This window comes from Mucilaginibacter sp. UYP27 (genome assembly GCF_040547175.1).
Taxonomy (GTDB): Bacteria; Bacteroidota; Bacteroidia; order Sphingobacteriales; family Sphingobacteriaceae; genus Mucilaginibacter.
In genome coordinates this window covers 94,054-105,976 of the sequence record NZ_JBEPPE010000006.1, presented here as the reverse complement: position 1 = coordinate 105,976, position 11,923 = coordinate 94,054, and the positions used below count along the sequence as shown (strand labels likewise).

The window sequence follows — 11,923 nt, the reverse complement described above, 5'->3', positions numbered from 1 at the left end:
ATGAATAAGTGCCTGTATTGCCTTGCATTTTTATTGCTTTTTACAAAGCTTACCTATGGGCAGCAGGATAATAATGTAATGATTAGCTATTGGCATAAAACACTTGCGCAACGGTTAGGTGTTTCTCCTAAGTCTTTTAAGTTAACCCAGGGCGGCACTACGCTATTGCGCTCAACCGCGTGGATGTGGGATATTTTTAATGCCATAACAGCCGATACCACCGGTTATTACTACAACCCGGATCAGCACAATAGTTTTATTGCCTATTACAATAGTTTGCTATTTCAATCCAAACCAATACCATTTTCCAATGTAGATTTGGCAGATAGTTGCCAGGTTAATACGGCTATAACGCGTTTTGCAGCCGCCAATAATCAATACGCCTGGGATAAAACTATAGACCAGTTGTTTGCCAGGCTGCCATTAAGCCCGGGCTTGCATTTCACTGCAGATACGATGATACGAACCATTACCGACCAGCTTTTTAAACCTATAACCATTGCTAACTATTTAGGAATAACCATTACTAAAATTAATGTGAGTATCACCTGCGATTTTGGCCGTCAATATACTTTTGCGGCACAGCCTTATGCCAATTTAGATCCTAATAATATTTTTCTACAAAACTACAGCCCCTGGTTTAGCCCATGTGTGTATAATAAGTTGTTGGCGCCGGGCTTGCTTGCAAAGGCAGTTCGCGCGCCTTTTATTAATGCTGCCCGCCCGCCTTTGCTGGTTTGCACCGCTTTAGTTGTTGCAGATAGCATCAATGTGTGCTTAGAACTTCAATCTACCTCAAAAACGATATTGGTGAAAATAGCACATTACTTACCTGTAAACCCGGACAAGGCTATTACGAGTAATATTGTAAACAAAAAGGTAATCTATACACTTACGGCCAATTCATCCAGCCCGGCCGGTAACCCCCAGCTAATTGGTGTGCTGCTTTTGCCTGCTAATCTTTTGTACACTTTATAAGCCTTGAGCGATACTGAAGTTTTTACGGGGTAGGTGAACTTAACCATTATTAAAAATTAAGCTGCCTGTAGTTTGCTGATCGCTTTGTCCTGGGTTTTAGCCATCAATATTACCATGCATATCGCACCTATCATGGCGTATAACATATCCGACTGGGTATCCCAAACATAGCCTTGCGTACCCAGGAATGAATCGCCGGATTGGCCCGACGCGACCGATACAAACCACTCCAAAAATTCGTACAACACACTTATGGTTGTGCAAACGCACACGGTTAAAAAAGCCATCCAGTTTCTTTTTTGTATTACGCCAAGGCGGATGAAAAGTTCGCGGGTTATCATAGCAGGCACAAAGCCCTGGGTAAAGTGGCCTACTTTATCGTAATTGTTACGTACCTGGTGGAAGGTATCGCGCAGCCAGTTAAAGGCCGGTACTTCTGCATAGGTGTAATGGCCGCCAATGAATAGCACATAGCAGTGAAGTAAAATAAACACATAGGTTAAGTAGCTAAACCGAAAACGCTTGTAGGTAAGCGCCAGCACTATAAACCCAAGTATCGCCGGGAACACTTCCAATATCCATGTAAAATAATCGTGCGGGTTTATGGCTGAGACGATAAGGCCTGCAAAGAAAAGTATCACCAGCAATACATGTTTATTCATACCCCAATATGGTGTTTAAATTTAACATTATACACAGTTGCCGTAATAGGTGAATTTATTAATAATGAGTACCTTAGATTTTAAATGAAAGCTTTAAAATTATCGTTATTTGTATTGTTGCTTACAGGGCTATTTACCGCCTGTAAAAAAGATGGTATTAATTACGACGGTTACACGCCAAACCTGCCAGCTGCAGGCAATGGTGGGACCGAACCTGGCAGCGGGAACGGCGATGTAGGGTTGGCAGAGTATTATTTTAAAGGTAAAATAAATAACATACAACTTACCTGGCCTGTAGACGAGCCGCGCGCCCACTGGGCAGAGGGTATAACCAACAATACAACTATAAATGGAGATGTTATTACGGGATCATACGGCGGGTCCATAACAAATGCGGAGGTGTTTATGGTTAACGAGCCCCGCATTACGTTTTACTTCCAAACCTTTCATTATGTAGGGTTTGATGACCGGGAATTGGCGTTTGAGAATTTTGTTAAAACAGGCGAGCAGGTTTTTGCGCCAAACGGCAATTCAAATATTGGCACTAAAGATATTTTTGTACAATATATAGACAAGAATAAAGTGGAGTACACTACCGAAGGCTTCCAGACGAACAGTTTTTTAAACGTAATATCCAGAACTATTATACCTGCCCAACCCGGTGTGCCCGAACGGATAAAAATAAAGCTTAACTTCCAATGTACCCTGCGCCCTAAAAGTGGTATAGGCCCGGCAATGCAGTTAACCGACGGAGAAGCTGTGGTCTATATCCAGCTGGATTAATAAAGATAAATCTATTAGGTAACCTTTTCTTAAGGCAATGGCGTGTTCACGTTCACGGCCATGAACGCTCGTGAATATTCTGGAATATCTGGTTATCAGCATTTTAAGAAAATGAGTTTTGTTTTTATTGCTTTAATAGTTGAAAAAACGGCTTTGTTTAGCATGCAGGCAACAAGTTGGGTGCGTGGGGTCAGCGGTAGTTGGGTAAGAATTTAGTCCTTTAAACGGCATAAAAACGGCCCCAATTTTTGTTGCATTTAATATCATACAACTTATTCTTCGCATATCGGTTATTATATTTTAACCATACTTTTTACAGGAACAAGGCATCGGGCAGTTTGATAGCGCCATCGCGATTGTATTTACCAAACTGGTATTCGTCGAACCGGTTGAACGCTGTACTCAAACCTTTTTGCGATTGCTTGCTCAGGCGGTTCAGCTTTTTAGTGCCGGTACGCTCGTTCAGTAATTCGTAGCAAGCCAGCAACTCAGTGATCTCATCGGCAAGGCCTATTACGCCATCGGTAACCCGGGCGACCAGATTATCGCCCGAGTGCAGCTTAGCCAATTCTGTTACCAATACCAACGGTACCGAACGCATATACATTTTGGTGCGGGCATAAACAGCCAGCTTACCCACAAATACGGGATTGCACTCGCTTATCAATTGTTGCAGGCGTTGTAAACGCGCCTGGTCTTTCTCGTAAAAAGAGTCGTTTAAGCTCCAGGTAACCACGGCGGTGTACAGCTCCATTTCTGGCGACAGCGTAAACGCTTTGGCACCCGTGTGGTTAACGGTCTGGGTTTTTAATTTGCTTAACAGGTTGAATTTCATGGTGAACCTCCTTTATTTCTTAATGTTGATACAAAGAAATAGGGGTACTACGCAGTGTATTTGCGCAGGTGAAATTATTTGAAAAAAGTTTAAGATATTTATGAAATGTACCAGATTGGGCAAGGAAGAAGCGCTTTATCTCATTATGTATTTCAGTGAACTGATGACAGATCATGAGCGCGTAGCGTTAAGACACACTCAATCAACTTTTAAATTGGAAGGGATTAAGAAGCCGCACCTCGTAAATATGTATTATAAACAGGGATGGTTAACAACCAATCCTGAAATATTGAATTTGTTAAAAGATGGCGAAGATCAATTTGTAATTAATAGCGCTGAACGTATTTTACGCGAAACCCCGGAAAAGGTATTTTTAAACCTGTGCCCGAAATGCGGAAAATTGGCGCGGACACCGCAGGCAAATCAGTGCAGGTTTTGTGGAGAGGATTGGCATTAGAGGATTGGACACATGCCACAGATTTGGAAGGTGAATAGTTTATACTATCTATTTTTTCATTTTTTTTTCGAATTCGGCCTGAGTGAAAATTTCTAAAGATTCATCGTCAAAGTAAAATGCAGATACGTAGCCAGCTGAGGCAACGAAACTGATCACCCAAGTGGTCTTCGGCTTCCATAATTTAAATGCGCAAATATCTGTCGCGGTTATAAAAGGACTTGTTTCACCTAAATGTTGGTGGGAGGAGGCCTTTATCGCATCTTTACCGCCAGTTCCCAGGGGGATAAGATTGTTATGAAGCTTTGTTTTTTTAATTATATCATTGTCTTTGTTGAAACTGATCAGGTAATCATTTCCTAATAATACTTCATTCGCCGCTGTTTGAGCAGTGATGACATATACTCTTTTTGCTCCATTTTTTATAACAGGAACAAGATTTAAACTGGTACATTCATAAAATTTAAAAAGCGTGTCGTTTAATACAGCCTGTGCAGCTTTTGACCGGATGATATAGAACTCTTTTTCATTTTGGGTAAATTTTCTTGTTATCGTGTCTATATGGTATTTGGACGAGTCTAAACCATGGTCGAACTTAACTGTCGCTAATACTATCGGATCTTCATTTTTAGAAAAAAAGATAGTGGTCATTCCTTTTTTGGTCTCATAAGACAAATATCCACCAGATAGCAGCTTTTTCCCGCCGTAGCTGGAGGCGAAGATCGCTGTACTATGACCAGATGCCCATTCTGAACGATAGAGCATTTCCCCCTCTGCCTTAATGCTATCAGCAATTTGTGTCAACTCGTTTTTTTGTGCTGTTGCGTTTTGCGCCAGTATAAATAGGGTGATTAATGTAAACAGCTTTCTCATTAATAGTGAAAGGTTTGATAAATGTTTTGTAAATATAAATAACTTGCTGATTTTGTATAACGTAGCGGCAGAGAACGAATTGGTTGCAAATATGGTGCGGTGATAAACGGGGGAGCACACGCGGCACGCGTGCGCCAGCTAAGGGCATAAAGCCTTTATGATGTACACGCTTTTAATAAAAATAAAAATTTGATTATCAGCGCTATTAATAAGATAATTCGCCAAGGCGATGTGCCAGTTTCCGGATAATCAATACTGCTAACACTTCGTCCTTGATATACTGGGCGGACATTTTGAGAATGATTTCTTTGATAATACTCTATTATATCAAAATGAGGCAATTTACTTTCTAATATATTTTCAAGGATATCTTTGAACCTGTTTTGTGATATATTTTCAAGCGACGAAAAATTAGAATTTAAAAACTTACTTATTTCTTTGTATAACGGATATTGAAAAGGCGATTCGAAGGTTACTAACTCTTTATAAATATAGAGTACTTCAGATATTGTTTCTTTTTTTAAAATGCTTTTACCTGCTTTATATAACATTTCGAAATGTTCCTTTTTAGGCATCAAATAATTTTCCGAGAGATATTTAATATATTCTGCATTCGCATTGTATTTATGATAAAGCTTATGATGGTTTAAGCTTTCAAGTAAAGCTATTTTATCAATAAAAGTAGTTTGTGTAATGATTTCTTTTACCCTATTATAAATGACTTGAATTTCTGTATCATCTGCGATCAAATTTTTATCACCTATTAAGAGATATGATAAACAATTTACACAACTAACTATATAATATTTAAAATAGTAAACATCTGAAGGGCTTGTAGCAAGTAATTCTTCAAAACGAATTTTCAAGGTTGTCTTGCTTATGGTGTTAAGGTAAAAAAAAGCTAATGATTTTTCCTTCTCACCAAGGTTTAAATAATGGTCTGCAACTTTTTGATTAAGATCCGTTAATAGTTCCTGATCTTCCTCCTTTGGGTTCCGATTATATGATACAAATATTTTATTTCCAAACTCATTTTCACGCAAATCCACATACGCTAGCCTTGAAAAGGAATCGGCGAGAAAAGGTTGTGTAATAACGTTGTCGCGTAGGTGAATATAACTCAGGCTTTTACACTCATACAGGGTGTTAATATCAGATATTTGATTGTGATTTAAATTTAAATTAGTTAATTTTTTAAGTGGTTTAAGAAAAGTAATGTCACAAATTTTACAATGTTGAAGATGCAACATATTTAACGCTGTAAACTGACTCACAATTTCACCATCAAAATTTTCAACTGGTCCTGCATTTAAATAATTAAGCTTTGTGGCATGCTTAATCGCTTCTAAGTTTGCCACCGAAATTCCTTGCATATATAAATTTTGCAGATTGATTAAACGCGTTAGCGGCGTAATATCATTAACCTGGTTATTGTGAAATGAAAGTGATTTAAGGGATGATAGAGATTCTAAAAAGCCCAAATCAGTTATATTGTTATTATGAAAGCTCAGGTGTTCTATTTGTAAAAACCCCGCAACGACAGTAAGGTCATTTATTTGATTGTATTCAACAGAAAATGCTTTGATTTCTTTGCACTGAAGTAAGGCAGATACTTCGGTTATTTTATTATAGGAAAGATTTAGGTTAATTAATTTAGTATGCTCTTTTAATATATCTACGCTTGTAATTTCATTACCGGCTAAACACAAATCAGACAATTTATTTAAACCTTTAAGCGGCGTAATATCCTTTATTCCTGCATTATTGATTGATAAATGCGTTAATTGTTTCAAATCTGCAAGTGCAGAAATATCGTCCACTTTACAACAATCTTCAAATGTAAGATGCTCTAAATTCTTAAGATTTGAAAGTCCACTTAAATCAGTTATCGTATAATCACTTACTGCAATGTCTAATTTCTTTATATGACTAAATAAGCTTATCGCTTGTAGTAAATTACCATCAAACTCAAACTGAACATAATCTTGATCATATAAGCATATCTCAGTAATATGTCCGTTGTCATCTAATTGTACATCATAAAAATCTTCGTCAAACTTGTCGTTAATTTTTAAATTAGTTTTAAAAACTTTTAACTCATTCATTTTTCAATATAATAATCGCTTGTTGTAAATCCTAATCCTCCGGCTTCTCCCTCGCATCCGCCATCCTTACAATCCTCGGCTCAAACTTAGCCAGCACCTCTACCAAATCATTTTGCGCGGCCATTACCGTATGGATATCCTTGTAGGCCATTGGCGCTTCGTCCATATCACTGCCCATTAGGGTAATACGTTTGTCAATTAAATTGGCAGCAATAACTTCCTTATCTAATACCTTAAAAGCCGCGCTTCGGCTCATGGCGCGGCCTGCACCGTGGCTGGCGGAGTTAATGCTTGCCGCATCGCCTTTACCACGCACCAAAAAGCCGGGCGTACTCATGCTGCCGGGGATAATGCCTAATACACCTTCGCCGGCCGGGGTTGCGCCTTTGCGGTGTACCATTACTTCGGTGCCATCGGCTAATTGCTCTTTCCAGGCAAAGTTGTGGTGGTTCTCAATCATGCTTATCGGCTTAACACCTAAGGCACGGGCTATTTTGTTGTGTATTTCGTGATGGTTTGCACTGGCGTATTCTCCGGCCAGGTTCATGGCAATCCAGTATTCCTGTCCTTCGTCCTTCTCCAGATCTAACCAGGCTAAATGCTTGGCTTCGGCAGGGAGTTTGGTTTTGGTCATGGCTATTTTGCTGTAATGGTTAGCCACCGTTCCGCCAAACCCACGTGAGCCGGAGTGCGATAACAAAGCCAAATATTTACCTGCAGGGATGTCGTTCAAAGCACCATCAGCAATGGTCAGTTCGCCCCATTCTACAAAGTGGTTTCCGGTTCCGCTGGTACCCAACTGCGCGTAAGCCTTGTTCTTTAAAGAACGGATCAGGCTGGTTTCGTTCCATGTTTTACTATCAAATAAAGAACTGTCAAAATACGATTTAGTAGTGCAACCCATACCAAAGTAGGTGTTGTCAACCAATATATTCTTCAGCTTGTCGGTTTCGGTATCAATTGCCTCAGCAGGCAAATCGAAAATGCTTAAACACATACGGCAGGCAATATCCACACCCACAGCAAACGGTATAATGGTATTGGCCGTAGTAGCCAGCACACCACCAATAGGCAGGCCATAACCCTGATGCGCATCGGGCATCAACGCGCCGGCAACTGCTATGGGTAATTGTATAGCGGTACGCATTTGTGTTAAGGCGCCCACCTCAACATTTTCTAATCCCCATACCGGGAATTCGGCTATTTCTTCCTTTAGCTTAAAATTGGTGCGGGCTTGTTTTACAAACTTGCCTTCTTTACGCATGCCAATTACATCTTCGGCCAGGTTTTTAAACTTGCCGCCTTTTTTTAAGGCATAGGGCATAGGGTCGTCAATTAAAGCTTCCAAATTAGCAAGGATATTGGCTTTGTCCATTACGCCATGTTTTAGCAAACCATTCGCAACGCGGCTAAAGTTTACTAATACATCTACCTCGATAATGCCTAATGCCTTTAACTCGTTGTTGCTCACTTTTTCTTTTGCTGACCCGGTTGCAATTTCGGGTGTGTTTTGCTTTCTCATATAGCTAAGCTTGTAATTTACCAATTTAAATTCTCCGGGCCAAAACCCCTCTCCCCGGATCGGGAGAGGGGGCGTTTGTGAACGCGTTCAGCCTTTCGACAGTACAAAGAGAAACATCAAGTGCGCAGTGTATTTGCGCAGTAAAAAATAATTTATAAATTCATCAAAAATATTTTCACACCACTTAGTTGACTCACCCGGTCGGCGCTGCGCTGGACCACCCTCTCTTCGCCTATGGCGGAAAGAGGGTAGGGGAAAGAAAAGCCCTCTTTCCGCGGAACGCGAAGAGAGGGCAGACGAGTGAAACGATGTCGGGTGAGTAAATAAATAATGCTTATAATACCGCTATGCCTGTTAACCGCAATGCCCTTATCCGCTACCGTACTATTGACCAGTGCCTGCAAAACAGAAGAAGGAAATGGACGCTGGATGATCTGATAAATGCCTGCGGCGATGCTATTTACGAATACCAGGGGATTGATACCGGGGTGAGCCGCCGCACCGTACAGGCCGATATGGAAATGATGCGCAGCAATAAGCTGGGCTACGAAGCACCTATTGTGGTGGTTGATAAAAAGTATTACACCTACAGCGATAAGAATTATAGTATTACCAACAGTCCGCTAAACCAGCAGGACATGGAGGTACTTAGTGAGGTATCTGATCTGTTAAAGCAGTTTAAGGGTTTTAACCATTTTACTGACCTGAACGAAATGGTGAGTAAGCTGGAAGATAAGATCTACTCGCAAAAAACGCAAAGTACTCCCGTAATTGATTTTGAGAAGAACGATAACCTGAAAGGTTTGGAATGGATAGAAGTGATCCGCAAGTATATTGTGGCTAAAAAGACTATGTGCGTAACCTATCAATCATTCAAAGCGCGCGAGGCCAGCACATTTTGCTTTAGCGGCTATTTGCTAAAGGAATACCGCAACCGCTGGTTTGTACTTGGGGTATCGCACCAGCGCTATAAACCGTTGCTTAATTTGGCGTTGGACAGGATCCAGACCATTACCGCGCATGACGAGGATTATATTGAGAATACCACTATTGATTTTTCAACTTATTATAACGACGTAATAGGCGTAACAAAATCGCCCGGGCAGCGCGATGTGGAAGTAGTATTTTGGATTGATTCTAAAAACGCGCCGTACGTAATTACCAAGCCTTTGCACCATACCCAAAAGTTATTGAGTGAGGATGATAACGGCAAAATATTCAGCATCCGTGTAATTATGAATTTCGAGTTGGAGCGCGAGTTGTTAGGTTTTGGATCAAAGCTTCAAGTGCTTGGGCCGAGGGTATTGGTAAAACAAATTAAAAAACAGTTGAATGAAACGTTGGAAAGCTATAAAAAACCTAAAGACCAGGTTTCATAACATCGCGTTGTTATTAACCCGCCTGGTAAAGGTATGAGTAATTAAACAGACTGTTGTAAAACACAAACAGCCTTAGCATATATACTAAGGCTGTTTTGAAGTCTTTGATGGCGTCCTGCAGTTCCATGTCGCTACAATTGTTATCGTCAACGTTGTAATAGTAGCTCACGATATGCCCCTTAAAAGGGGGCTTACAAAATTGGGCGCTTGGTACGTTGCTTCAATTGATGTAAATTTAATCAAGCAGCGTCCAGGTACGTTTAGATTGTACCGTTTGTACAATCTGCTGTTCCGCAACTACAATGTTTTCTTTACGCTGGCCTATATATTCTAATGTGCTTAGTTTATTCCACAACGCGATAATTACCCTTAAAAACTCATCTACAGTTACCATTGATGAGCGTATATCATGATGATTATAAACTACCTCAATTAAACGCGCCAACAACTCCTCAAAGTTACCCGGGGTTACATCTTTCCACTCGTAAAAGTACTTTAGCAGTTCTTCGCGCTCGGCCCCGCCAATGCTTTTTACCGTGCTGAAAAATATGTGCGCCATTTCTGAAAAATACCCTATTAGCACCAATGGCGGTTGTTGGAACGCCACATTACGGTACGAAAAGTAAATTCGGGCTATATAATCCAACATTTTATCGCAAAGTAATTTAACGTTACGGCCTATCGGCGATATAGTGTCTTTTGATGTTATCTTATCTATAATCCGAAATGATAATAACTGAAACTCATTTAGTTGGTTGCTAAAGGCCTCGTAATATTTAACCAGGTCCTGGTGGCTTAATATTGCCGCGCAGGGCGGTATGTAATCTGTAATTAACTGTATGCCCGATGCGCTTCGGTTAAGCTTGCCAACCTCCAGGTAGTGGTTATTTTTGGCACTTATTTGTGCGGCAGGCAGTATAGTTATACCATAAAAGCTATCTACCTCGGGGTACCTCACAGGATTTTCATCTGCATCGGGTTTGCCTACGGCTACGCGGTCGTGCGGGTTAACCGTTAGTATAATGAAAAAAGTTTCTATAGCATCTGTAGGAGCATCCTGGGTAAAGTAATGGTTAAACTCCAGCTCCTGTCCAAGCATGCCCGGCGAAATATGAATGCGGTACCCTTCTGATGTTATGGCGTTGCATTGCCTCACCTTAACCTGTATGTGGTTTGAGGCACGCTCGGTTATTTGTATATCAAGGGAAGTGTTTTCGCCGTTGAAGGGGGCAAGCAGCCCAAAATTATTGCTGTTGAGCATAATAGAATTGCTATCCCTAACAATATCTTGTACAAAATTATCTGTTTGTACAAAATGCCCGCTGGAGATCTTCATCCCATCAACCCAGTTAACGGATCTATATTTTGGTGGTATATACATGGTGTACTTACTTTGGATTATAAATAAACGGCTTTATCGCCAACGCGGTCGGGCTCGGCCACAACTTCAGATACGCGTTTTGCAAATATAGCGTAGGTTTCTGTGATGTTATTTTGCTCGATATCTAACTCGGGATCTATAAAGTGCCTTTGTTTAAAAAAGGAAGGTTTGATATAAAAGATCCATTTATAACTTACGGCATTACCCCGTTTATATTGGATAGGGTTATCAGGAAACTTTAGGTTATAATCGTCAATAAATTTTTGGAACCACAGCCCAAAGTTCATGTTACGCGGGGCTTTTGCTTTAACCTTTAGCGGTTCGGCATCGTCCGTGTTTTTGTAAAGGTTAACCTCTAATACTAACAGGCGGTTAAAATCGAGGTGCTCCATGCTAATGTCGGCCGGTACAACCGGATACTGCCACACTTTGTAAATTTCCAGCGGGATGTTCAGGAAAGCGATATAAGCCCACCAAAACAGCACCGGCAGCAAAAAAACAAATACCGATGTTGATGCCCATAAACCGTAATGAAGATTGTTAAGCCAATCGAACCCGAGTTTAAACAGGAAGATGCCCAGTAAGCAGGATATTAAACTGCATATAAAAAAGAATCCGCGTCGTTCTAACAGTTCGTTTTCGTAATAGATGCCTGCCATCCAAACAAATAAAATACCAATTGTTAAATAGTAAAGCTGGCAAATAATATATCCCCAGGGCATAAATTGCATATCCAGGAAACCCAACAAGCCGGGTAGCCCTAACACAATGCCTGTAAGTAGTAGTATTACAATAAGTTTTTTATTATTGAGTAGCTTATTCTTCTTGTTGATAATGGTCATGATAGCGGTGGCTATCACAAAAATTACCGGGAATAGGAGGTAACGGATAAAAAAGGATTTAACGTCCATAAAAGTTATAGGTTCGGTATCAAAAAACAGTTCTAAAAAT

13 protein-coding genes are annotated in these 11,923 nt (G+C 40.4%); 5 read left to right on the top strand and 8 right to left on the bottom strand.

Annotation, left to right across the window (positions count from 1 at the left end; genetic code table 11):
- Positions 1-978 carry a hypothetical protein gene (locus ABIB39_RS17995; RefSeq protein ID WP_354431564.1) on the top strand — a complete coding sequence of 326 codons (978 nt, stop codon included), beginning with the start codon at positions 1-3 and terminating at the stop codon, positions 976-978.
- Between the two features lie 56 nt (positions 979-1,034).
- Here ABIB39_RS17995 and ABIB39_RS17990 read toward each other — a convergent pair whose 3' ends face one another.
- The gene (locus tag ABIB39_RS17990) at positions 1,035-1,640 is read right to left on the bottom strand and encodes a DUF2238 domain-containing protein (protein WP_354431563.1); all 606 of its coding nucleotides are present in this window, start codon (positions 1,638-1,640) and stop codon (positions 1,035-1,037) included.
- A gap of 84 nt (positions 1,641-1,724) precedes the next feature.
- On the opposite strand from ABIB39_RS17990, the gene ABIB39_RS17985 reads away from it, so the two are divergent.
- On the top strand, positions 1,725-2,423 hold the full coding sequence (locus ABIB39_RS17985) for a hypothetical protein (protein ID WP_354431562.1): 699 nt from the start codon (positions 1,725-1,727) through the stop codon (positions 2,421-2,423).
- Positions 2,424-2,483: 60 nt separating this feature from the next.
- Positions 2,484-2,639, top strand: coding sequence for a hypothetical protein (locus ABIB39_RS17980; protein WP_354431561.1), 156 nt, complete (start codon positions 2,484-2,486; stop codon positions 2,637-2,639).
- A gap of 97 nt (positions 2,640-2,736) precedes the next feature.
- Here the strand turns inward: ABIB39_RS17980 and ABIB39_RS17975 are convergent, their stop codons facing one another.
- Positions 2,737-3,258, bottom strand: coding sequence for a TROVE domain-containing protein (locus tag ABIB39_RS17975; protein ID WP_354431560.1), 522 nt, complete (start codon positions 3,256-3,258; stop codon positions 2,737-2,739).
- Positions 3,259-3,358: 100 nt separating this feature from the next.
- Here ABIB39_RS17975 and ABIB39_RS17970 point away from each other — a divergent pair, with 100 nt between their 5' ends.
- Complete coding sequence (locus ABIB39_RS17970) at positions 3,359-3,715, top strand: hypothetical protein (protein WP_354431559.1); 357 nt, start codon at positions 3,359-3,361, stop codon at positions 3,713-3,715.
- Positions 3,716-3,763: 48 nt separating this feature from the next.
- Here the strand turns inward: ABIB39_RS17970 and ABIB39_RS17965 are convergent, their stop codons facing one another.
- From ABIB39_RS17965 to ABIB39_RS17955, 3 genes are all read right to left on the bottom strand, one after another.
- A complete protein-coding gene (locus ABIB39_RS17965; RefSeq protein ID WP_354431558.1) occupies positions 3,764-4,585 on the bottom strand; it encodes a hypothetical protein in 822 nt (273 codons plus the stop codon).
- Between the two features lie 155 nt (positions 4,586-4,740).
- Complete coding sequence (locus ABIB39_RS17960; protein ID WP_354431557.1) at positions 4,741-6,690, bottom strand: leucine-rich repeat domain-containing protein; 1,950 nt, start codon at positions 6,688-6,690, stop codon at positions 4,741-4,743.
- Positions 6,691-6,721: 31 nt separating this feature from the next.
- On the bottom strand, positions 6,722-8,212 hold the full coding sequence (locus ABIB39_RS17955) for an RtcB family protein (RefSeq protein ID WP_354431556.1): 1,491 nt from the start codon (positions 8,210-8,212) through the stop codon (positions 6,722-6,724).
- A gap of 347 nt (positions 8,213-8,559) precedes the next feature.
- Here ABIB39_RS17955 and ABIB39_RS17950 point away from each other — a divergent pair, with 347 nt between their 5' ends.
- Positions 8,560-9,591: a helix-turn-helix transcriptional regulator gene (locus ABIB39_RS17950; RefSeq protein ID WP_354431555.1), complete on the top strand. Its 1,032-nt coding sequence runs from the start codon at positions 8,560-8,562 to the stop codon at positions 9,589-9,591.
- A 13-nt stretch (positions 9,592-9,604) separates the two neighbouring features.
- On the opposite strand, the gene ABIB39_RS17945 is transcribed toward ABIB39_RS17950, so the two are convergent.
- From ABIB39_RS17945 to ABIB39_RS17935, 3 genes are all read right to left on the bottom strand, one after another.
- On the bottom strand, positions 9,605-9,760 hold the full coding sequence (locus tag ABIB39_RS17945) for a hypothetical protein (protein ID WP_354431553.1): 156 nt from the start codon (positions 9,758-9,760) through the stop codon (positions 9,605-9,607).
- 66 nt (positions 9,761-9,826) lie between these two features.
- The gene (locus ABIB39_RS17940; RefSeq protein WP_354431552.1) at positions 9,827-10,972 is read right to left on the bottom strand and encodes a hypothetical protein; all 1,146 of its coding nucleotides are present in this window, start codon (positions 10,970-10,972) and stop codon (positions 9,827-9,829) included.
- A 17-nt stretch (positions 10,973-10,989) separates the two neighbouring features.
- Entirely contained in the window at positions 10,990-11,883 is an 894-nt protein-coding gene (locus ABIB39_RS17935) for a TssN family type VI secretion system protein (RefSeq protein ID WP_354431551.1), read from the bottom strand.
- Positions 11,884-11,923 lie beyond the last annotated feature (40 nt).

Coding starts and splice junctions, on each gene's coding strand:
- ABIB39_RS17975 (WP_354431560.1), bottom strand. CDS start 3,258: ATGAAATTCAACCTGTTAAGCAAATTAAAAACCCAGACCGTTAACCAC.
- ABIB39_RS17960 (WP_354431557.1), bottom strand. CDS start 6,690: ATGAATGAGTTAAAAGTTTTTAAAACTAATTTAAAAATTAACGACAAG.
- ABIB39_RS17970 (WP_354431559.1), top strand. CDS start 3,359: ATGAAATGTACCAGATTGGGCAAGGAAGAAGCGCTTTATCTCATTATG.
- ABIB39_RS17940 (WP_354431552.1), bottom strand. CDS start 10,972: ATGTATATACCACCAAAATATAGATCCGTTAACTGGGTTGATGGGATG.
- ABIB39_RS17955 (WP_354431556.1), bottom strand. CDS start 8,212: ATGAGAAAGCAAAACACACCCGAAATTGCAACCGGGTCAGCAAAAGAA.
- ABIB39_RS17985 (WP_354431562.1), top strand. CDS start 1,725: ATGAAAGCTTTAAAATTATCGTTATTTGTATTGTTGCTTACAGGGCTA.
- ABIB39_RS17990 (WP_354431563.1), bottom strand. CDS start 1,640: ATGAATAAACATGTATTGCTGGTGATACTTTTCTTTGCAGGCCTTATC.
- ABIB39_RS17980 (WP_354431561.1), top strand. CDS start 2,484: ATGAACGCTCGTGAATATTCTGGAATATCTGGTTATCAGCATTTTAAG.
- ABIB39_RS17935 (WP_354431551.1), bottom strand. CDS start 11,883: ATGGACGTTAAATCCTTTTTTATCCGTTACCTCCTATTCCCGGTAATT.
- ABIB39_RS17950 (WP_354431555.1), top strand. CDS start 8,560: ATGCCTGTTAACCGCAATGCCCTTATCCGCTACCGTACTATTGACCAG.
- ABIB39_RS17965 (WP_354431558.1), bottom strand. CDS start 4,585: ATGAGAAAGCTGTTTACATTAATCACCCTATTTATACTGGCGCAAAAC.
- ABIB39_RS17995 (WP_354431564.1), top strand. CDS start 1: ATGAATAAGTGCCTGTATTGCCTTGCATTTTTATTGCTTTTTACAAAG.